This is a genomic window from Microbacterium sp. Y832, from assembly GCF_057669765.1.
In genome coordinates, this window is sequence record NZ_JBYHFM010000001.1 from 55551 (window position 1) to 76931 (window position 21381).

The following is a 21381-nucleotide window of genomic DNA, read 5'->3' on the forward strand; positions in this document are numbered from 1 at the left end:
TTCGAGCGTCTCGAACGCGACCACGAGGCTCGCCGCGGGCGCAGCCCCCGGCCCCGACCCGCCGCCGACGGGCGCCGCGTCTCGATGGCCGACGTCGCCGCGCGAGCCGGGGTGTCGGGGCAGACGGTGTCCCGGGTCGTCAACGGCAGCCCGCGCGTCGACCCCACGACCCGCGCCCGGGTCGAGGCGGCGATGGCCGCACTGGGCTATCGCCCGCACCGCGCCGCGCGCGCTCTGCGGACCGGCCGCAGCGGCACGATCGGCGTCGTCGCGTCGACCCTCGCGACGGTCGGCAACTTCCGCATGCTGCAGGCCGTGTCCGACGCCGCTGCGGTGCGCGGCTACGCGCTCGCTCTTGTCATGGCCAGTGAGCGGGCCTCACTCACCGACGCGTTCGAGCGGCTGAGCGACCAGGGCGTCGATGGGGCGATCGTGCTCAACGAGGCGACCGCCCTGGCGCGCGACGCCGAAGCGCCCGCGCAGCTGCACCTGGTCGTGGTCGACTCGCCTCCTGACCCGCGCTTCGGCGTGGTCGACTCGGACCACGCCGGGGGCGCCCTCGCCGCCACCCGGCACCTGCTCGCGTCGGGGCACGAGACCGTCTGGCACATTGCGGGCCCCGCGGGGTCGTTCGCCGCAGATGAGCGGGAGCGGGGCTGGCGCGAAGCGCTCGCCGCGGCGGGGGCGGCCCGGCCCGAGGTGCTCCGCGGTGATTGGAGTGCGTCTTCCGGTCACCGCGCGGCCGCGGCGCTGCCCGCCGACGTCACGGCCGTCTTCGCGGCGAACGACCAGATGGCGCTCGGCCTGCTGCGCGCTCTCGCCGATTCCGGTCGCCGCATCCCCGAAGACGTCGCCGTGGTGGGCTTTGACGATGTGCCGGATGCCGCGGAGTTCCGCCCGCCGCTGACCACGGTCCGCCAGGACTTCCAGGCGCTCGGCGAGCGCGCCGTGCTGGCCCTCACGGCGGCGATCGACGGCGCACCCGTCGCAGCGCACGTCACCCCGACGACGCTCATCGTGCGCGACAGCGCGCCCTGAGCATCAGCCGTCGAGGGCCTCGGCGACGACGGCGCGCGCTTCGGCCTGAACCTGAGCGAGGTGCTCCGGTCCGCGCAGCGATTCGGCGTACAGCTTGTAGACGTCTTCGGTGCCCGAGGGGCGGGCGGCGAACCACGCATCGGCGGTCTGCACCTTGAGTCCGCCGATCGCCGCGCCATTGCCGGGAGCGTGGGACAGCTTGCCCGTGATCGGCTCGCCCGCCACCTCCGACGCCGCGACGGCGTCGGGCGAGAGCCGGGCGAGCGTGGCCTTCTGCTCCGGCGTCGCGGGCGCGTCGACCCGCTCGTACGCGGATGCACCGTACTCGGCCTCGAGCTCGGCATAGCGCTCGGACGGCGTCTTGCCCGTGACGGCGAGGATCTCGGCGGCGAGCAGGCAGAGCAGCATGCCGTCTTTGTCGGTCGTCCAGACCGAGCCGTCCATGCGCAGGAACGAGGCGCCGGCAGACTCTTCGCCGCCGAACGCGATCGACCCGTCGAGCAGTCCGGGCACGAACCACTTGAAGCCGACCGGCACTTCGTACAGCTGCCGGCCGAGCGCCGCCGTCACCCGGTCGATGATCATCGACGACACGAGTGTCTTGCCGACCGCGGCATCGGCCGGCCAGCCGGGCCGATGCGCGTACAGGTAGTCGATCGCGACCGCCAGGAAGTGATTCGGGTTCATCAGTCCCGCGTCGGGGGTGACGATGCCGTGGCGATCCGCGTCGGCGTCGTTGCCCGTCAGGATGTCGTACTCGTCGCGCCGTGCGACCAGTGAGGCCATCGCTGAGGGCGAGGAAGGATCCATGCGGATCTTCTCGTCCCAGTCCAGCGTCATGAAGCTCCACGTCGGATCGACGTCGGGGTTGACGACCGTGAGGTCGAGGTCGTGCATATCGGCGATGAGCGCCCAGTAGTCGACCGAGGCGCCACCGAGGGGATCTGCGCCGATCCGCACGCCCGCCCGGCGAATCGCGTCGAGGTCGATGATCGTCACGAGGTCGCGCACGTAGGCGTCACGGAAGTCGTACGTGCCGATCGACTCCGCCTCGATGTCGGCGTAACGGGTGCGGGCGACCCCGGCCAATCCCGCGGCGATCAGCTCGTTGGCGCGCGTCGCGATCCATCCGGTCGCGTCGGTGTCGGCGGGCCCGCCGTGAGGCGGGTTGTACTTGAAGCCGCCGTCGCGCGGCGGGTTGTGCGACGGCGTCACGACGATGCCGTCGGCGCGCCCGGTGTCGGCGATGTCGCGACCGCGGTTGTAGGTCAGGATCGCGTGCGAGAGGGCTGGGGTGGGCACCCACGAATCGCGGCTGTCCACGCGCACGTCGACGCCGTTGGCCACGAGCACCTCGATCGCGCTGCGTTCGGCGGGGCGGGAGAGGGCGTGCGTGTCCCGGCCCAGGAAGAGCGGCCCTTCGATGCCCTGGCTGCGGCGGTAGTCCACGATCGCCTGGGTCGTGGCGAGGATGTGGTCCTCGTTGAAGCTCGACGACAGCGACGAGCCGCGGTGGCCGCTCGTGCCGAAGGCGACGCGCTGCGCGGGTTCGTCGGGGTCGGGCCTGCGGTCGTAGTACGCCGCGATCAGGTCGTCGACGTCGATCAGGTCGGATGCTTCGGCGGGCTGTCCAGCTCGGCTCATCGTCCCAGTCTGCCCGCAGCGGGCCTGCAACGCACGGGACACGTCCGATGAGCCGCAGGACACCCGGTGCCCGGATGCGGGTGCGGCGTAGGCTGAGCGGGTGACTGCCGAGCCCGGAACCCGCACGTACAGCTTCCTCGGGCCCGCGGGCACCTTCACCGAAGCAGCCCTCGCGCAGGTTCCCGAGGCCCGCGGCCAGCGCTGGCGGCCCGTGCGCAACGTCGGCGAAGCGCTCGGCGACGTCGTCACGGGGCGGTCGGATGCCGCCATGATCGCGATCGAGAACTCGGTCGACGGCGGGGTCTCGACGGCTCAGGATGCCCTGGCCACCGTGCCGGGGCTGCGGATCGTGGGGGAGTACCTCGTGCCGGTCGAGTTCGTGCTCGTCGCAGCGCGCGGCACGCGGCTCGACGACGTCTCACTCGTCGCGGCGCACCCCGTCGCCTACGCGCAGTGCCTGCAATGGCTCACCAAGAACCTTCCCGCGCACGCGCATCTGCCCGCCGCGAGCAATGTCGCCAGCGCTGTCGGCATCGTGGACGGCTCCAGCAACGCCGATGCCGCGATCGCGCCGCCCGGCATCCTCGATCATCACGATCTCGAGCTGCTCGCATCGAAGATCGGCGACAACCCGAACGCCGTGACCCGCTTCGTGCTGGTGAGTCGCACGGTGCAGCCGCCCGAGCCGACGGGCGCCGACAAGACCTCGCTCATCGTCGAGCTTCCCGAGGAGTACCCCGGCGCGCTGCTCGAGATGCTCGAGCAGTTCGCGACGCGGGGGATCAACCTGTCGCTGCTCGCGTCGCGTCCGATCGGAGATGAGATGGGACGCTACCGCTTCGTCATCGACGCGGACGGGCACATCCGCGACGAGCGCGTCGCGGACGCCCTCATGGGGCTGCGCCGGTTCAGCCCTCGCGTGATCTTCCTCGGCTCGTACCCGCGGGCCGACCGCCAGGTCGTGCGCTATCCCGACCGGTATGCCGACGATGTCTTCGTCGAAGCGCGGGATTGGCTGCGGGCCCTCGTCAGCGGCGAGCCCGCGGCCTGATGGTCACGCCGCGGTCATCGCGGCGGCGAGAAGCTCGAGCGTCTGTGCGCGGCCGTGCGCGGTGTCCATCGGCTCGTTCTCGTACGAGCCGGCGACGGGCGATATCATCACTTCGTCGACCTCGTGCTTCGCGGCGAACGCCGTGACGGATGCCGCGACCTCGGCACCCGTGCCGATGAACCAGTTCGCGCGCGACGACGCCATGATCGACTGCGCGAGGGCGTCGAAGTCGGCCGCCCCCGAGATCGACTGTTCGACGGACTCGAGCGCCGTGAGCGGCCGGTTCGTGCGCAGCCGCGCCATCATCCGCAGCTGCGGAAGAGCGCGCTCCTCGGCTTCGTCTGAGGTCGGAGCTGCGATCGCGTTCGCCGTGAGGAACGTCCGCGGGGCGTCGAGCAGCGCGGAGGGCTGGAACCGCGAGCGGTACAGATCGAGCGCTCGGTCCAGGCCCTCACCCGAGAAGTGGTTCGCGAAGACGTACGGCAGGCCGAAGCTCGCCGCCAGCTGAGCCGAGTAGTCGCTCGAGCCGAGCAGCCAGACCTCGGGCACGGTGCGCGCCGCCGGGGTCGCATGCACGTCGTACGTGCCGCCCGAGGTGAACCGCACGGTAGCGCCGTCGGGCGAGACGAGTCCGAGGATGTCGCGGATGTGCTCGGGGAACCGCTCCACGTCGCTCGTCGTTCCGGACATGCGCAGCAGCTGCGAGATGACCGGGTCGCTGCCGGGGGCACGGCCGATCCCGAGGTCGATGCGCCCGGGGGCGATCGCCTCGAGCGCCGCGAACTGCTCGGCGACGACGAGCGGCGAGTGGTTGGGCAGCATGACCCCGCCCGAGCCGACGCGGATCGTCGTCGTGCGTGCTGCCGCCGTTGCGATCAGGACGGGCGGCGACGTCGAGGCGACCGCGGGCATGTTGTGGTGCTCGGCGAACCAGTACCGGCGATAGCCGAGCCTGTCGGCGTGCTGCGCGAGACCGAGCGACGCCGCGACGGCCTCGGGGCTGGTCTGCCCCGTGCGCACGGGCACGAGGTCGAGGACGGACAGGGCAGGAGCGGCGGAAGCAGACATCCTCTGGCACAACCCGCCGGGGCCGGGGATGATTCCGGACAGTCGAAGGGGCGGGGCTGCTGCCAGCCCCGCCCCTCACGATCGTGCGACTCAGCGGGAGGGGAACACGCCGAACGGCGCGGTCCGCGTCTCGGTCACGGTATCGCCGTCGACGGTCCAGGTCGCCGTGACGCTGGCCTGGCCAGCAGGCACCGCGGCCAGACGCGAGTTCACCGACACGGCGACGGTCTTGCCCGGTGCCACCGCGGCGAACGTCTTGGCGCCGTAAGGCGTCGTGATCACGATGTCGGCCGGCGTCGTCTGGTTGTTGGTCGCCGAGACCGATACGTACACCTTGCCGCCGAGTGTGCGCGGGGTCGCGTCGACCGCGAGCGCTTCCTCTATCAGGCCCGACGAGCGGAAGCTGTCGGAGTGCATGCCGAACGAGTCGCTGAGGTGCGGCATCCAGCAGGCGTCGTTGTGCCGGCCCTCGGCCTCGACGAGCCACGTGTGCGGCACGCCCTTCGCGGTGAGCGTGGCGCTCATGGTGCGGGCGGCGTTGTCGAAGCGGTACTCGTCGAACTCGCACGCATCGAAGTAGAACGAGTACTGCGACAGCTGCTCGGTGCTCATGGCGGCCGCCTGCGAGAGCGGCGTCGACAACCCCGCCGACGAGAAGCTCAACGCGCCGATGTGCGAGGCGAGCGACGAGAACAGCTGGGGGTTGGCGAAGCCGATGGAGTAGGCGCCGAACCCGCCCATCGAAACCCCCGACAGGCCACGGAACTCCCGCGAGGGCAGCGTGCGGTACTCGGCGTCCACGAGAGGCATCATCTCGGTGAGGAACATGCTGCGCCAGGGCGTGCCGCCGGGCTGATCGGCGTACCAGAGGGATTCGCCGTCGGGCATGACGACGATGGTCTCGGCGAGCCCGTCGGCCCACAGCGCGTCCAGTACGTCATCCATGTCGCGCGGCTCCCATTCGCGGCTGCCGCCGTTGATGCCGTGCAGCAGATAGACCACGGGGTAGCGCCGGTTCGGCTCTTCGAGGTACGACGGCGGAAGGTAGGTCACGAACTCCCGAGGGGCACCCTCGAGCGTGGAATCGACGGTCTCGCGAAAGAAGCGCGACTGGTTGCCGGTTTCGCGCAGGGTCTCGGGCGAGAAGCGCAGGAACTCCTGCGCGGCCGGCTGGAAGACGTGGCTCGCGCCGTCGCGGGTGCCGGTGATCGTACGGTTCGTGTCGACGATGAGCGTTCCATCGGGACCGGCGACCACCTCGACCTCGCTGTCGCTGAGGGAGAGCGTTCCGGACTCGGCCAGCCATGAGCGCACTTCGCGGTCCCGCCGCTCTTTCGTGCGGCCGTCGTGGAAGTACGACTGCTCGAGGGTCGCGAGGTAGGCGTCGGCATCGCCGGCGGCCAGCGCGGCGCGCTGCGCAGCGAGGACGGCGCTGACGGCAGCGGTCTGCGCGTCATCGGCGAGCGGACCCGAGATGCCGTAGACGTTCTCGCGCACGGCGTCCTTCGAGAAGATGCCGACCGGCCCCTCGTACCAGCCGCCGCCGCCGCTCATGTCGTAGAGGCGCACGGCGAGGGTGTTCTCGCCGCCGAAGACGGGCGCGTCGGCGGGCACGGGGTAGAGGCGCTTCTCGAACCACTGGCTGCTCGCGGCGGGCGGCATGGTGCCGGACCCACCGATGCGCACGCCGTTGAGGAATGCCTCGTCGACATCATCGAGGAACCCGAGGGATGCCACGAGGTTGGCGCCCTGCGCCTCTGCGGGCAGGACGAAGTCCAGGCGGTACCACCCGAAGCCGTCGTAGTCGGCGAAGGGCGTGCCATCGCCGGGCACGCGGATGTCCGACCAGGCCGAGTCGTCGAAGCCCGGCGCGGCGAAGGCGGGGTCGTCGCCCTTGGTGAACTTCCATGTGCCTTCGAGGTCGATCGACACCGAGGCGGGCGGTGCGGTCTGCACGGCCTGCGGGACCGGCGCGGGGGTCTGCGCGGTCGCGGGAGGAGAAGCGAGGAGGGACACCGCCACGGCGGCGGCGATCCCTCCGGCGAGTGCGGCTCTGCGCCGCGGGGGGACGGTGATGTTCACGTGCTCCTACTTCGTTGTGGGTGAGCGCGTCATCGGTGCGATGCGCCTCGGCGGGGGTGTTCCGAGTGTGTGCACGTTCACAGGTAAGAGCGGTTGGCCCTGTGCACGTACACAGGGTGACACCGGGCCCCGGCACTGTCAACCGTCTGGCGCGATGGCCGATCGGTCAGGCTGAGGCGCGCCACACGATGGGGCAGTCCAGCACCGTCGCCTTGCTCGCGGCCGGTTCGCCGCGCAGCTGGCGCAGTACCGACTCGGCCGCGGCGCGTCCCAGCTGGTTCGCCGGCTGATGCACGGTCGACAGCGGCGGGTCGCATCGCAGCGCCCAGGAGCTGTCGTCGAACCCGACGATGCCGACATCCCGTGGCACGACGCGCCCCGCTGCCTGCAGGACTTCCATCGCGCCGGCGGCCACCGCATCGCTCGAGGCGAAGACGCCGTCGATGTCGGGCGCGCGCTCCAAGAGGGCGCGCATGCCCTTCTGCCCGTCCGAGAAGGAGTACAGCGGCACGCTCTCGACGAGCTGCGGGTCGAAGTGGTGCCCGAGCGCGTCGACGAAACCCGCCAGGCGGTCCGAACCGGAGTCGCGGTCCAGGGCGGCGGCGATCATGCCGATCCGTGCGCGGCCGGTCTCCGCGAGGCGCGTCGTGACCTGCCGCGCGGCGCCCCGGTTGTCGATCGCGACGTATGCGGCCTCGCCGATGTCGCGCGGGTGACCGACGAAGGCCGCGGGCAGCTGCAGCTTCTGCACGGCCTGCGTGATCGGGTCGCCCACGCGGGCAGAGACGATGATGACGCCGTCGATGAGCCCGGCGCCGAGGTAGTGGGACAGCCGCTCGATGTCGCGCGGCGAGTCGGCGATGAGACATGCCATCTGGTAGTCGGCCTCGGACAGGGCGGCGTTCGCGCCGAGCAGGATCGAGGCGATGTTCGGGTCCTCGACGAACAGCGAGTGGGGTTCGTGCACGACGAGGCCGATGGCCTGCGAGCTCTGCATGACGAGGCTGCGCGCGGCGCGGTTGGGGACGAATCCGACCTTCTCGATCGCCGCGTCGATGGCGGTGCGGGCCTCGTCGGACACGTAGCGCTGTCCGTTGAGAACCCGGCTGACGGTGCCGCGTGAGACGCCTGCCTCAAGGGCGACGTCCTTCACCGTGGCTCGACGGCGGCGACCTGTGCTCTCCACGACGCCCATCGTAGGGGCACGCGCGCACCCGGCCGCGCCGCCGCCATCCGGCCGTGAGGTCAGGGCGGACGATCGGGACGACGCGGTATGCCCGCCCGGATGCGGCCGGGCCAGTCGCCGGAAGGCCGGCGCGGTGTTGACAGCGTCGAGGGCCGTGCTTACTCTGTACACGTTCACAGCGTCGTAACGCAGATGCATCTCGGTTCCAGCTGTGCACGTTCACAGAGTCGAGGACCGCAGCATGACCCGCCCCCACCGCCCCTTCGAGCACGACGGCATCGCCTTCGGCTGCGATTACAACCCCGAGCAGTGGGCTCCGGAGGTGTGGGAAGAAGACATCGAGCTGATGCGCGAGGCGGGCGTCGATATCGTCGCGATCAACATCTTCGGCTGGTCGCACATCGAGCCCCGCGCCGGCGAATACGACTTCTCCCGCCTCGACGACATCCTCGAGCGACTGCACGCCGCCGGCATCCGGATCAATCTCGGCACCGGCACGGCCTCACCGCCCGCGTGGCTGACGCGACAGCACCCCGAGCTCTTCCCGATGGCCGAAGACGGCACGCGCCACTCGTTCGGCGGCCGCCAGGCGTTCTGCCCCAGCTCGTCGGTCTTCCGCGAAGCCGCGCTGCGCTTGGTCGAACAAGTCGCCGGTCGGTACGGCAACCACCCCGCGGTGAGCCTGTGGCACGTCTCGAACGAACTCGGATGCCACAACGCCCTCTGCTACTGCGATGAGAGCGCCGCCGCCTTCCGTCGCTGGCTGCAGGCCCGCTACGACACGATCGAGGCGCTCAATACCGCGTGGGGCACGGCCTTCTGGAGTCAGACGTATCGCGAGTGGGACGAGATCCTGCCCCCGCGGTCCACGCTGTCGCTCGGAAATCCCGGCCAGGCGCTGGATTTCCACCGCTTCAGCTCCGACCAGCTGCTCGACTACTACCGGGCCGAGGCCGAGGTCATCCGACCGCGCAGTGACCGGCCCATCACGACGAACTTCATGGTGACGGCGCACATCGAGAACCTCGACTACTGGTCGTGGGCACCCGAGATGGACGTCATCGCCAACGACCACTACCTCGACAACCGGCTGGCCGATCCCACCGTCGAGCTGGCCTTCGCCGCCGACCTCACCCGCGGGCTCGGTCATGGCGCGCCGTGGCTGCTCATGGAGCACTCCACCGGCGCGGTCAACTGGCAGCCGCTCAACCTCGCCAAGCAGCCCGGTGAGATGGTGCGCAACTCCCTCACCCACGTCGCTCGCGGCGCCGACGGCGTGTGCTTCTTCCAGTGGCGGGCATCCGTGCAGGGCGCCGAGAAGTTCCACTCCGCGATGCTGCCGCACGCCGGCACCGACTCGGCGCTGTGGCGCGAGGTGGTCGAGCTCGGTCAGGCGGTGCAGCGTCTCGGCGAGGTCGCCGGCACCCGCGTCGTCGCCGAGGTGGCGCTGGTCTACTCGTGGGAGGCATGGTGGGCGACGCAGTCGATGTCGCGCCCGAGCCAGGCCGTGGGATACCTCGATCAGGTGCACGCCGCCTACGACGCGCTGCACGCGCTCGGCGTCACGGTCGACGTCGTCGCGCCCGGTGCCGACCTGAGCGGGTACCGTCTCGTCGTCGTTCCGGGGCTGCACCTCGTGCGCGCCGAGGAAGCCGCCGTCATCACCGATTGGGTCGCTGCGGGCGGCACGGCCCTGGTCACGTTCTACAGCGGCACGGTCGACGCCGAGGACCGGGTGTGGACGGGTGGGTACACCGGTCCCTTCCGCGACGCTCTCGGCATCCGGGTAGAGGAGTTCGCACCCACCGCCCCCGAGACGACGCTGAACCTCGACGACGGCACCACGGCATCGCTGTGGTCCGAGCGCACGCGCACGACGACGGCAGAGGTCGTGGCATCCTTCGTCGACGGCCCCTCGGCGGGGGCCCCCGCCGTCACGCGCAACACCTGGGGCGACGGCGACGCGTGGTACGTCGCGACATTGCCCGACCCGCAGGCGTACCGTGCACTTATGGCACGCCTCGTCGCCGCCGCCGGTGTCTCGGCTCCCGCTGCCGTCAGCGCAGAGGGTGGCCGCTACGAGATCGTGCGCCGTCGCGCCGACGACCGTTCCTACGTCTTCGTCGTCAACCACGGCGACGTCGACATCACGGCGACCGTCGCCGGCACAGAGCTGATCACCGGGATGCCGACGGCCGGAGCCGTCGTCGTGCCGGCCGGCGCCGTGCGTGTCGTTCGAGAGGAGAGGGCATGACTGTTCTCGAGGCACAGGCGCCTCGCCGCCGACGGGCACCCGCCGACAGGCCGCCCCGCCGCAAGACCCCGCACAAGGGCGCCATCGCGATCTTCACGGCACCCTTCGGAGTGCTCTTCCTGCTCTTCTACCTCCTGCCCATCGGCTACGCCGTATGGCAGTCGCTGCTGGTCGTGCAGCGCGAGGGTACATACGGCGCGCCACAGCAGGTCTTCGGCGGACTGACGCAGTACATCTACGTCTTCCAGAATGCGCCGTTCTGGGAGGCGGTCGGCCGCGTGCTGCTGTTCGGTGTCGTGCAGGTGCCCATCATGCTCGGGCTCGCGCTGCTGTTCGCGCTGCTGCTGGACTCGCCCGCCCTGAAGGGCAAGAAGTTCTTCCGGCTGGCGTTCTTCGCGCCCTATGCCGTTCCGGGGGTCATCGCGGCGATCATGTGGGGCTTCCTCTACTCGCCCAACCTGTCGCCGTTCACCGACGTGACGCGCGCGATCAACTTCCTCTCGCCGGAACTCGTCCTGTGGTCGATAGCCAACGTGGTCACGTGGGTGTTCGTCGGCTACAACATGCTCATCATCTACTCGGCGCTGCTGGCCATCCCGTCCGAGGTGTACGAGGCAGCGAGACTGGACGGAGCCGGACAGATCCGGATCGCGTGGTCCATCAAGATCCCCATGGTCGCCCCCGCGCTCATCCTCACCGCTGTCTTCTCGATCATCGGCACCCTGCAGCTGCTCGCCGAGCCGCAGGTCTTCCGCTCGTTCAGCGCCGCCGTCTCGTCGAGCTTCACGCCGAACATGACGATCTACGCAACGAGCGCCATCCCCAACACGAACCTCGCCGCGGCCTTCTCGGTCGTGCTGGCCCTGGCGACCTTCGCGCTCTCGTTCGTGTTCCTCAGACTCACCCAGCGGAAGGCGAACCCATGAGCCTCCTGACCCGCACCCGCGGCGCGACCGCGGACGACCTCGCCCCGTCGCGAGGGCCGCGCGAGAGCATCCTGTCCCGCGGGGCCGCGCTCATCGTCATGGGCGTGTTCACGCTGTACTTCCTGGTTCCGATCTGGTGGCTGTTCATCGCCTCCACGAAGGACCGCGGCGATCTGCTGACCACTCCCGCACTGTGGTTCGCCGATTGGAACTTCTTCGACAACGTCGGCGACCTGCTGGCGTATGGCAACGGGGTCTACCTGCGGTGGTTGCTGAACAGCCTCGGCTACGCGGGCATCGGCGCGCTGCTGGCGACGGTCGTGGCCGGCATGTGCGGGTATGCGCTGGCCAAGTACCGCTTCCGCGGGCGTGAGACGTTCTTCAACATCGTGCTCGGCGGTGTCCTCGTTCCGGCGACGGCGCTCGCGCTTCCGCTCTTCCTGCTGTTCAGCCAGGTCAACCTCACCAACACGTTCTGGGCGGTGCTGCTGCCGAGCATCGTGAGCCCGTTCGGTGTCTATCTCAGTCGCATCTACGCCGCGTCGTCGGTGCCCGATGAGCTCATCGAAGCGAGTCGGATCGACGGGTCGAGCGAAGTGCGCACCTTCTTCACAGTCTCGGTGCGCCTCATGATGCCCGCTCTCGTGACGGTCTTCCTGTTCCAGTTCGTGTCGATCTGGAACAACTTCTTCCTGCCGCTCATCATGCTGCGCAGCGAAGAGCTCTTCCCGGTGACCTACGGCCTCTATGCGTGGAACACGCAACTGAACCAGATCCCCGAGCTGCGCACGTACGTGCTCGTGGGCTCGTTCCTCTCGATCGTCCCGCTCATCATCGCCTTCCTGTTGCTGCAGCGCTTCTGGCGCAACGGACTGGGCAGCGGCTCCGTGAAGTGATCCCCGCGGTCGGCCCCGGCCGGCGGCATCCGAAATACAGCAGAACACCCCCACCAAGTTAGGAACATCATGAAGAACACCAAGAGGGCAGTCGCCACGGGCGTCGCACTGCTCACCGCGATCACGATGACCGGATGCGCCGCCGGTGACGGTGGCAGCGACGGCGTCGACGCCGCCGCGTGCGCCCCCGCCGACGGCGACGTCACGCTCGACTTCACGTCGTGGATCCCCGGCATCGAAGATGTCGTCGAGGTCTGGAACGAGGAGAACCCCGACATCCAGGTGCGCGTGCAGACGGGCCCCAACGGCAACTCGGGCACCTACAAGAGCTTCTTCAGCCAGCTCGAGGCGGGGAACGCCCCCGATCTCGGCCAGATCGAGTACGACGCGCTGTCGAGCTTCCGCGTGCAGGACGGCCTCGAGAACCTCGCCGCGTGCGAAGACGTCGTCGCCGCCGAATCCGAGTTCATCCCGTGGACGTGGGGCCAGGTCACCCTCGGCACCGACGACGGCGTGTTCGGCATCCCGCAGGACTCGGGCCCGATGGCGCTGTTCTACCGCTCCGACCTGTTCGAGCAGAACGGCATCGAGGTTCCCACGACGTGGGCCGAGTACAAGGATGCCGCCGTCAAGGTGCGCGAGGCCGGCGGCTACATCACGAACTTCTCCACCGCCGACATCAACCAGTTCGCGGGCTTCGTCTGGCAGGCCAACGGTGACTGGTTCACCAACGACGGCGACCAGTGGACGGTGGACCTGACCGGCGAGGAGTCGACGACGGTCGCCGACTACTGGCAGGAGCTCCTGGACGAGGACCTCGTCGCGACGTACCCGGCATGGACCGAGGAATGGAACAACGCCTACAACTCCGGCGAGGTCTGGAGCTGGGTCTCGGCCGTCTGGGGTGCCAACTCGATCTCCAGCGGCGCACCCGACACCGCGGGTCTGTGGTCGGTCGCTTCGGCACCGCAGTGGGAAGCCGGCGAGCAGAGCGCCGGCAACTGGGGCGGCTCGTCGATCGCGGTCTTCAAGGGCACCGATCACCTCTACGAGGCGACGAAGTTCGCGCTGTGGCTGAACACGTCTGAGGAGTCGCTGACGGCGCTCAACGTCTCGGCGAACATCTACCCCGCCACGACCGAGGGGCTCAGCCTCGCATCGCTGCAGGAAGGGGTCGAGTTCTACGGCGGGCAGAAGATCTACGATGTCTTCGCCGAGGCCGCCGAGCAGGTCAACCCCGACTTCGTGTGGGGTCCGACCATGACGCAGACCTACGCCGACGTCTCGGACGGCTTCCAGAAGGCCGTCACGGGTCAGGGCACGCTCCTGCAGGCGCTCGAGTCGGCGCAGTCGTCGACGATCTCGACGCTCAAGGCGCAGTCCATCCCCGTCGCGGAGTGATCTGCGCGTGATTCATCACCTCCGCGCCGCGGGAGTCAGCCTCGTGCTCGACTCCCGCGGCGCGGGCGTTCCCCGTGTCACCCACTGGGGTGGCGATCTGGGGGCGCTCACCGACGCCGACCTCGCCGCTCTGGGCGACGCGGGCATCCCCGCCGTCGGGCCGAGTTCGATCGATGCCCCACTTGCCGTGCCCCTCCTGCCCGCTCTGGGCGAGGGGTGGTCAGGTCGCCCGGCGCTGTCGATCGACGCCGTACGAGGCATTCCTCGACATGTCTCGACGACGCGCGAGGGCGATGTCGTCGAGGTCACGAGTCGGTGGGCGGATGCCGCGGTCACGACCCGCCTCGAGATGACCGTGCACGGGGTGCTTCTCGTGCGGCAGATGGTCCGCAACCTGGGCTCGACGCCCTTGCGGCTGCGCGCAGCCGACGTCGTGCTTCCGGTGCCCGCGCGCGCCCGCGAGGTCGTCGACTTCTCGGGCCGCTGGGCCCTCGAGCGTGAACCGCAGCGACTTCACCCCGCGCACGGGGTGTGGCTGCGCGAGAGCCGGCACGGCCGCGGCGGGCACGACGACCCGTTCCTGATGATGGCGGGCACGACCGGGTTCGGGTTCGGCGCGGGCGAAGTCTGGGCGACCCACGTCGCCTGGAGCGGGGACCGGCGTCAGTGGTTCGAGCGCACCGCCCTGGGGCCCACCGTCGTAGGCGCGGGGGAGCGGTTCGAGCACCTCGACGTGGCCGCCGGTGACGACTACGTCTCGCCGACCGTCGTCGCGGTCTGGTCCGACGAGGGGATCGACGGGCTGTCCGATCGACTGCACCCGTGGGTGCGGTCGTGGTCGACGCATCAGGGTCCGCGTCCCGTCTCGCTCAACACGTGGGAGGCCGTCTACTTCGATCACTCCCTGTCGCGCATCGAGCCGCTCGTCGCAGCGGCCGCCGACGTCGGTGTCGAACGCTTCGTCCTCGACGACGGGTGGTTCACCGGGCGCACCGATGACCGGCGCGCGCTCGGGGACTGGGTGGTCGACCCGGCCAAATGGCCCGAAGGCCTCGCGCCGCTGGCCGAGCGGGTCACGGCGGCGGGCATGCAGTTCGGGCTCTGGGTCGAGCCCGAGATGGCGAGCCTGGAATCCGACCTCGTGCGGCAGCATCCGCAGTGGCTGCTCACCGATCCCGAATCGGTGACGTGGCGTTGGCAGCACGTCCTCGACCTCGCGAACCCCGAGGTGGAGGACCACCTCTTCGCCCGGCTGGACGCCCTGCTGCGCGAATACCCGATCTCATACCTGAAGTGGGACCACAACCGCGATCTGCTCATCGAGGGGTCACGTGACCAGGTGCGCGCTCTCTACCGCCTGCTGGACCGCCTTCGCACGGCACACCCGCTGCTCGAGATCGAGTCGTGCGCGTCCGGCGGCGCCCGCATCGACCTCGAGATCCTGCGCCGTGTCGACCGGGTCTGGACCAGCGACACGAACGACCCGCTCGAGCGTCAGCGCATCCAGCGCTGGACCGGTGTGCTCGTGCCGCCCGAATACCTCGGCTCGCACGTCGGCGACGCCCGCGCCCACACGACCGGGCGCGTGTCCGACCTCTCGTTCCGCCTCGCCACGGCCCTCTTCGGCCATGCCGGTATCGAGTCCGACCTCACCGGGATCACCCTCGCCGAGCGTGACGCGCTCCGGCGGTGGACGAGCGTGCACCGCCGGCACCGCGATCTGCTGCACACGGGCCGCGTCGTGCGACTGGACGACTCCGACCCGGCGATCATGGCGCACGGGGTGGTCGCGCACGACGGCGGTCGCGCGCTCTTCTCGTACGGGGTCGTCGCGGCGACGGATGCCGCGCTCCCGGCGCCGCTTCGCCTCTGCGGTCTCCACCCCCACCGCCGCTACCGCGTCGAGACCCTCGACATCGGGGCTGAGCCTCGGGTCGTGCAGGATGCGCCACCGCCCTGGCTGGCGGAGGGTGTGGAGCTGCCCGGGTCGGTGCTCACGTCGCTGGGCCTGCCGATGCCGCTGCTCACTCCCGGCGGGGCACTCGTGATCTCGGCGACCGCGATTGGAGGGTGATCGAATGCTTCCGGATTCGCCGGGTTCTTGATACGTTGCATGCGGGAGCGCGGGGCTTCCGTTTGGGGAACTGATCGCAAGATCACAGCTGGGGAGTTGTCCTTTGCTAACGCACCGTCGTGGGCGCGCTGTCGTGGGCTGCCTGGCCGCAGTCATCGTCGCGCAAGCCTTTTTCATCGCCGTTCCGGCGACCGCCGTCGCATCCACCGCCACCGGGTTCTCTGACTCCGTGGGCACCGCCTCGCCGGCGCTCGCGATCGAGTCGCCCGCCGCGGGCGCGTCGCTCGTGCGGGGCAGCCTCGGCGACGTCACGCTGTCGGCGGCGCACGCCGCACCGCTGGAGCGGCTCACGATCGACCTCTACGACGCCAACGGCACGTTCATCGCAGCGGTCGGCTCCACGTCGGCCACCGCCTCGATCGGTGCGCACACCTGGATCGGCTCGTACGCGCTGCCGGCCGACCTCGCTGCCGGTGCGTACACGATCAGCGCGACGGTCACCGACGCAGCCGGCAGCGCCCGCACCGTCACGTCGGCCTTCGACGTGACCGAGCACGAGCCGCCGTCGCTCGAGTGGCTCAGCGAACTCGTCGCCCGGGTCATCGCGGGAGTCTTCGCTTCGCTCGGACGCTGATCGTCAGCTCCGCTTGACGACCTCGTATGCCGCGAGGGCGGCCCTTCGTGTCTCGCCGAGGTCGACGATGGGCTCGGTCGGCGCGTCGCCGGCCCACTGCGAGACGTAGTGGCCGTCGGCATCGAACTTCTTCGCCTGCAGTTCGGGGTTGAAGACCCGGAAATAGGGCGCAGCATCGGCGCCTGACCCGGCGACCCATTGCCAGTTGAACGGGTTGTTGGCGGCATCCGCGTCGACGAGCGTGTCCCAGAACCACTCCTCGCCGCGCCGCCAGTCGATGAGCAGGTTCTTGATGAGGAACGACGCTGTCACCATCCGCACGCGGTTGTGCATGAAGCCCGTGCGCCACAACTCGCGCATGCCCGCATCGACGAGCGGGACCCCCGTCTCACCCCGCTGCCAGGCGTGCAGGTGAGCGGTGTTCAGCGCCGGCCACGGGAATGCATCGAACTCGCTCCGCAGGTTGCGCCCCGCCAGGTCGGGCTTGTGGAACAGGGTGTGCCAGGCGAACTCGCGCCAGCCGAGCTCGGATAGGAAGCCGCCCGACTCGCCCGCCGCGATCGCCTCGTGCCACACGGTGTGCGGGCTCACCTCGCCCCAGCGCAGCCGCGGCGACAGCAGCGACGTCGCTCCTGCCGCGGGTTCGTCGCGTGCACGGTCATACGAGGCAACGTCGTTCCTCAGAAACTCTGACAGGCGTCGGCGGGCTGCCGGCTCGCCCGGCTCCCACGTCTCGCGCAGGCCCCCGGCCCAGTCCGGGGCGGTGGGAAGCAGCGCCCAGTCGTCGAGGTCGTCCGACGCGGGCGCACGGCCGGGGCCCGGGATCTCGTGCGGTTCCGGCAGAGGGGACCGGGGAGCGGGCAGTGCAAGGCAGGCGCGCCAGAACGGCGAGAAGACCGAATAGTGTGTCCCGGTTCCTGTGCGCACCTCCCATGGTTCGTGCAGGAGAGAAGCCCCGAACGAGGCGACGTCGATCCCCGCGTCCCGCAGGGAGGACTTCAGCTCGGTGTCGATCTCGCGTTCGGGCTCGCTGTAGCGGCGGTTCCAGAAGACGGCGGCCGGGGCCGTTTCGGCGACGACCTGGCGCAGCACCCGGCCGGCGGGTCCGCGGCGCAGCACGAGTCTGCAACCCCGCTCGCGCAGGCGCGCCCCGAGCGAAGCGAGCGAGTGATGCAGCCACCAGCGCGCCGCTGCCCCCAGTGCGCGGACGCCGGGCGACTCCTCATCGAGCACGTAGAGCGCCACGACCGGTCCACCCCGGTCGATCGCCGCGTGCAGCGCGGGGTTGTCGGCCAGGCGCAGGTCGTCGCGGAACCAGACGACCGACGGGGCGATCACGGCGTCAGAGCCCGCTGAGGTCGTGTCCGCGGGGTACCGCTATCGTCAGTGCGCCGGCGTCGATCCGTGTGTCGACCTCGACGGCCTCGCCGAACTCGTCGCCGTCGAGTTGAACAGGGTGCGGCTCGCTCGCGCCGATCGCGATCCCGGTTCCACGCGAATAGATGATCGAGCTGTCCTTCGTGCGGATCGCCAGCACACGCCGCCCCGCGCGGAAACGCCGCAGCACGCTGTTGTCCCATGCGACGCGTCGCCAGACGAAGAGCCAGCCGAACGCGCCCTTCGGCTGCACGATGACGATGTCCAGGGCCCCGTCGACGAGCGACGCATCGGGCACGAGCTCGAGTCCGGCCGGCAGGGACCCGCAGTTCGCGAAGAGGATGCTCTGCACGCGGGCCGAATGCAGACGCCGCCCGGCGAGCTGGTACATGACGCGGAAGCGCTTGGCCTTGGCGAGCGAGCGCGCGGCGCCGTCGACGTACGCGACCCACCCCACGGTCTTCTTCAGCTGCGGACTCGTGTTGGCGATCATCGCGGCGTCGAGGCCGATGCCGCCCATGACGACGAACGCATGCTCGGCGCGCTCGCCGTCGGCACGGCGCAGGCGCGCCCAGCCGATGTCGATCGGGTGCCTGTCCCCCTCGAACGCGGCGCGGATCATCGCCTCGGGCTCGGTCAGCGGCAGGCGCAGATTGCGGGCGAGCAGGTTGCCCGTACCGCTCGGCACGATGGCGAGGGGAACACCCGAGCCCGCCATGGCCTCGGACACGGCGCGCACGGTGCCGTCACCGCCCGCGACGAGCACGACATCGGCTCCCGCGTCGAGGGCCTGACGAGTGATGTCGTCGCCGAGGTCGTCGACGGTCGTCTCGTAGAACAGCGGCTCCGACCACCCGGCATCCGACGAGATCCGCGACACGGTGTCGCGCAGCTGGTCAGCATCGGTCTTGATGGGGTTGTAGACCAGCGCCGCCTTCGGGACCGGCTTGTCACCGGCCCCCGCCATGCGGGCCGTGTCGCCCTCGGCGTCGACGCGGCGCGCTTCGCCGGTGTCGCCGTCGGTCTTGTCGGGGGCGATGTCCTCGGGCTCGCGGATGACATCGTCAGGGGCCGCCGCCGTCACCGGATCGGGTGCGTCTGCGTTGTGAGAACTGTTCCGATCGGGGGTGGCCATTCGACCATTATGCGCAGGATGCCGTGCGGGAGCCCGCATGCGAGGATTGTCGGGTGATCGATCCCGTCCTTCTCCGTGATAATCCCGAGCTGGTCAAGCGCTCGCAGGAGGCGCGTGGGCACTCCTCCGACACCGTCGACGCTGCGCTCGAGGCCGACCGTGCGCGTCGTGCTGCCATCACGACCTTCGAAGAGCTGCGCGCGGCGCAGAATGCGCACGGCAAGACCGTCGCACGCGCGCCCAAAGACGAGAAGGCCGCCCTCGTGGCCGAGGCCAAACAGCTCAGCGAGCGCGTGAAAGAAGCCCAGCACGCCGTCACCGCCGCCGAAGAGGCCGCGGATGCGGCCCTCGCTCGCATCGAGAACATCGTGATCGACGGCGTACCTCCCGGGGGCGAGGCCGACTTCGTCACCTTGCGCACGCATGGCGATGTGCCGGCATTCGACTTCGAGCCCCTCGATCACCTCGCGCTCGGCGAGAAGCTCGGCGCGATCGACATGGAACGCGGCACGAAGGTGTCGGGCAGTCGCTTCTACTTCCTCACCGGCATCGGCGCGCGTCTCGAGCTCGCTTTGATGTCGCTCGCGCTCGATCGTGCCCTGCAAGAGGGGTTCACCCCGCTCATCCCGCCGACGCTCGTGCGCCCCGAAGTCATGCGCGGCACGGGCTTTCTGGGCGAGCACGCGGCCGAGGTGTACCACCTCGAAGACGACGACCTGTACCTCGTCGGCACGAGCGAAGTGCCGCTGGCCGGTTACCACATGGATGAGATCCTCGACCTCACGAAGGGCGCGAAGCGTTACGCCGGATGGTCGACGTGCTACCGCCGCGAGGCCGGTTCGTACGGCAAGGACACCCGCGGCATCATCCGGGTGCACCAGTTCAACAAGCTCGAGATGTTCGTCTACACGCTGCCCGACGACGCCGAGGCCGAGCATCTGCGGCTCGTCGGGTTGCAGGAGCGGATGCTGCAGGACCTGGGTCTGAGCTATCGCGTCATCGACGTCGCTGCGGGCGACCTCGGCTCGAGCGCGGCGCGCAAGTACGACATCGAGGCGTGGGTGCCGACGCAGGGGGCCTATCGCGAGCTGACCTCCACCTCGAACTGCACGACCTACCAGGCTCGTCGCCTCGATATCCGCCACCGCCTGCCCGCCGATCAAGGCGGCAAGACGCAGCCCGTCGCGACGCTCAACGGCACGCTCGCGACGACGCGCTGGATCGTCGCGCTGCTCGAGACGCACCAGCGGGCTGACGGATCCGTCGTCGTACCCGAGGTGCTGCGCCCTTATCTCGGCGGGCTCGCCATCATCGAGCCGGTCGTATGACCGACGACGAGCTGTCGAGCCTGCCCGCAACGGGCGAGATCGACGTCGTCGAGCCGGCCGAGGCAGTTGAGCTCGTCGACGAGCTCGCGCGCGACACCGAGGCCGCCGGCATCCGTGTCGAGCACATGCTGATCGTGCTCGATATCGACGGTACCGTCATCCTCGAAGACGAATCGCTGAGCCCCGGCGTCGTCGAGGCCGTCGAGCACGCGCACCTCGCGGGGCACGAGGTCATGATCGCGACGGGCCGCAGCTGGGAGGGCACGCGCGGCATCCTGCGTGTGCTCGGCATCGCTCCCGAGTACGTCGTGTGCTCCAACGGCGCCGTCGTGCTGCGCAGAATCGACGCCGACGATCTGCAGTACGAGCGGTGGCACATCGAGACATTCGACCCGCGCGAAGTGCTGACGCTGCTGCGCGAGCACCTGCCCGATGGGAAGTACCTCGTCGAACTGCCCGACGGGCACCGGCTCTACACCGAGTACCTCGACGACTGGAACCTCGTCGCGGCGCAGCGAGTGCCGTTCGATGATTTGGGCACGCAGGACGTCTGCCGCATCGTCGTGGTCTCGCCCGAGAAGGCCGAGCAGGACTTCGTCGAGCTCGTCGCGCGGATCGGCCTCAACCAGGTCTCGTACGCCGTCGGCTGGACGGCGTGGCTCGACATCGCCCCGCGCGGCGTCGACAAGAGCACGGGGCTCGAGCGCGTGCGCACGACGCTCGGCATCCAGCCCGAGAACGTGCTCGTCATCGGCGACGGACGCAATGACGTCGGCATGTTCGCCTGGGCGCTCGAGCACGGCGGCCGCGCCGTCGCGATGGAGCAGGGTCCGCAGGAAGTGCGCGACGCCGCCGGTGAGGTCACGGCGTCGGTCGAGGCCGGCGGGGTAGCCGCCATCCTCCGCGCGCTCTGACCCCCGGCCTCCGACGCCGCGGTTCGTCTGCCGCCCGCTCGCTCTCCGTCGAACCGCACCGATCGCGCCGAACCGCACGCCGACGACGTCGGTCTCGGCGGGATCGGTATGGTTCGGGGCGCGGCGCGGCGGGGCGGGCGCGGGACGGCGCGGGGCGGCGGGCGCGGCTTTCAGAAGTCGCACAGCCGCCGCTGGAACAATGACTCAGCAGTGCCGTCGGCTAGACTCGACGCCTGTTCGACGGATGCCGGTGGCATCCGCCGGGAGGGTTGTCCGAGCGGCCGATGGACCTGGTCTTGAAAACCAGTGGGCAGAGATGTCCCGTGGGTTCGAATCCCACACCCTCCGCGTATTCAAGGGGTGTGCGGGAACC

Annotated in this window: 16 protein-coding genes and 1 tRNA gene; 11 read left to right on the plus strand and 6 right to left on the minus strand. The window is 69.9% G+C overall.

What is annotated here, in order from left to right:
• Window positions 1–84 precede the first annotated feature (84 nt).
• Window positions 85–1038, plus strand: coding sequence for a LacI family DNA-binding transcriptional regulator (locus tag AC25YV_RS00210; RefSeq protein ID WP_488122280.1), 954 nt, complete (start codon window positions 85–87; stop codon window positions 1036–1038).
• A 3-nt stretch (window positions 1039–1041) separates the two neighbouring features.
• Here AC25YV_RS00210 and pgm read toward each other — a convergent pair whose 3' ends face one another.
• A complete protein-coding gene (pgm, locus tag AC25YV_RS00215; protein ID WP_488121816.1) occupies window positions 1042–2682 on the minus strand; it encodes a phosphoglucomutase (alpha-D-glucose-1,6-bisphosphate-dependent) in 1641 nt (546 codons plus the stop codon).
• A gap of 100 nt (window positions 2683–2782) precedes the next feature.
• Between pgm and pheA the strand changes: the two genes are divergently transcribed.
• Window positions 2783–3733, plus strand: a complete 951-nt coding sequence (gene pheA / locus AC25YV_RS00220; RefSeq protein WP_488121817.1) for a prephenate dehydratase — start codon at window positions 2783–2785, stop codon at window positions 3731–3733.
• A gap of 3 nt (window positions 3734–3736) precedes the next feature.
• On the opposite strand, the gene AC25YV_RS00225 is transcribed toward pheA, so the two are convergent.
• The 3 genes from AC25YV_RS00225 to AC25YV_RS00235 all read right to left on the minus strand — a co-directional run bounded on the left by AC25YV_RS00225 (window position 3737) and on the right by AC25YV_RS00235 (window position 8078).
• Window positions 3737–4801: an LLM class flavin-dependent oxidoreductase gene (locus AC25YV_RS00225; RefSeq protein ID WP_488121818.1), complete on the minus strand. Its 1065-nt coding sequence runs from the start codon at window positions 4799–4801 to the stop codon at window positions 3737–3739.
• A gap of 90 nt (window positions 4802–4891) precedes the next feature.
• The gene (locus AC25YV_RS00230) at window positions 4892–6883 is read right to left on the minus strand and encodes an alpha/beta hydrolase (RefSeq protein ID WP_488121819.1); all 1992 of its coding nucleotides are present in this window, start codon (window positions 6881–6883) and stop codon (window positions 4892–4894) included.
• A gap of 166 nt (window positions 6884–7049) precedes the next feature.
• Window positions 7050–8078, minus strand: coding sequence for a LacI family DNA-binding transcriptional regulator (locus tag AC25YV_RS00235; protein WP_488121820.1), 1029 nt, complete (start codon window positions 8076–8078; stop codon window positions 7050–7052).
• Window positions 8079–8310: 232 nt separating this feature from the next.
• On the opposite strand from AC25YV_RS00235, the gene AC25YV_RS00240 reads away from it, so the two are divergent.
• From AC25YV_RS00240 to AC25YV_RS00265, 6 genes are all read left to right on the plus strand, one after another.
• Window positions 8311–10323, plus strand: coding sequence for a beta-galactosidase (locus AC25YV_RS00240; RefSeq protein ID WP_488121821.1), 2013 nt, complete (start codon window positions 8311–8313; stop codon window positions 10321–10323).
• Window positions 10320–11249: a carbohydrate ABC transporter permease gene (locus AC25YV_RS00245; RefSeq protein WP_488121822.1), complete on the plus strand. Its 930-nt coding sequence runs from the start codon at window positions 10320–10322 to the stop codon at window positions 11247–11249. Before AC25YV_RS00240 ends, AC25YV_RS00245 begins: the two co-directional genes overlap by 4 nt.
• On the plus strand, window positions 11246–12145 hold the full coding sequence (locus tag AC25YV_RS00250) for a carbohydrate ABC transporter permease (RefSeq protein ID WP_488121823.1): 900 nt from the start codon (window positions 11246–11248) through the stop codon (window positions 12143–12145). The genes AC25YV_RS00245 and AC25YV_RS00250 overlap by 4 nt, the downstream gene beginning before the upstream one ends.
• 69 nt (window positions 12146–12214) lie before the next feature.
• Window positions 12215–13546, plus strand: coding sequence for an ABC transporter substrate-binding protein (locus AC25YV_RS00255; protein WP_488121824.1), 1332 nt, complete (start codon window positions 12215–12217; stop codon window positions 13544–13546).
• Window positions 13547–13553: 7 nt separating this feature from the next.
• Window positions 13554–15620 carry an alpha-galactosidase gene (locus AC25YV_RS00260; RefSeq protein WP_488121825.1) on the plus strand — a complete coding sequence of 689 codons (2067 nt, stop codon included), beginning with the start codon at window positions 13554–13556 and terminating at the stop codon, window positions 15618–15620.
• Between the two features lie 133 nt (window positions 15621–15753).
• Entirely contained in the window at window positions 15754–16254 is a 501-nt protein-coding gene (locus AC25YV_RS00265; RefSeq protein ID WP_488121826.1) for an Ig-like domain-containing protein, read from the plus strand.
• Between the two features lie 3 nt (window positions 16255–16257).
• Here the strand turns inward: AC25YV_RS00265 and AC25YV_RS00270 are convergent, their stop codons facing one another.
• Both AC25YV_RS00270 and AC25YV_RS00275 read right to left on the minus strand, forming a co-directional pair.
• Complete coding sequence (locus tag AC25YV_RS00270) at window positions 16258–17592, minus strand: cryptochrome/photolyase family protein (RefSeq protein ID WP_488121827.1); 1335 nt, start codon at window positions 17590–17592, stop codon at window positions 16258–16260.
• Between the two features lie 4 nt (window positions 17593–17596).
• Window positions 17597–18766, minus strand: a complete 1170-nt coding sequence (locus tag AC25YV_RS00275; protein WP_488121828.1) for a diacylglycerol/lipid kinase family protein — start codon at window positions 18764–18766, stop codon at window positions 17597–17599.
• A gap of 53 nt (window positions 18767–18819) precedes the next feature.
• Between AC25YV_RS00275 and serS the strand changes: the two genes are divergently transcribed.
• The 3 genes from serS to AC25YV_RS00290 all read left to right on the plus strand — a co-directional run bounded on the left by serS (window position 18820) and on the right by AC25YV_RS00290 (window position 21356).
• Window positions 18820–20094, plus strand: a complete 1275-nt coding sequence (gene serS / locus AC25YV_RS00280) for a serine--tRNA ligase (RefSeq protein WP_488121829.1) — start codon at window positions 18820–18822, stop codon at window positions 20092–20094.
• Window positions 20091–21008: an HAD hydrolase family protein gene (locus tag AC25YV_RS00285; protein ID WP_488121830.1), complete on the plus strand. Its 918-nt coding sequence runs from the start codon at window positions 20091–20093 to the stop codon at window positions 21006–21008. Before serS ends, AC25YV_RS00285 begins: the two co-directional genes overlap by 4 nt.
• Before the next feature lie 263 nt (window positions 21009–21271).
• Window positions 21272–21356, plus strand: a tRNA-Ser gene (locus tag AC25YV_RS00290).
• The last annotated feature ends 25 nt before the right edge of the window (window positions 21357–21381 follow it).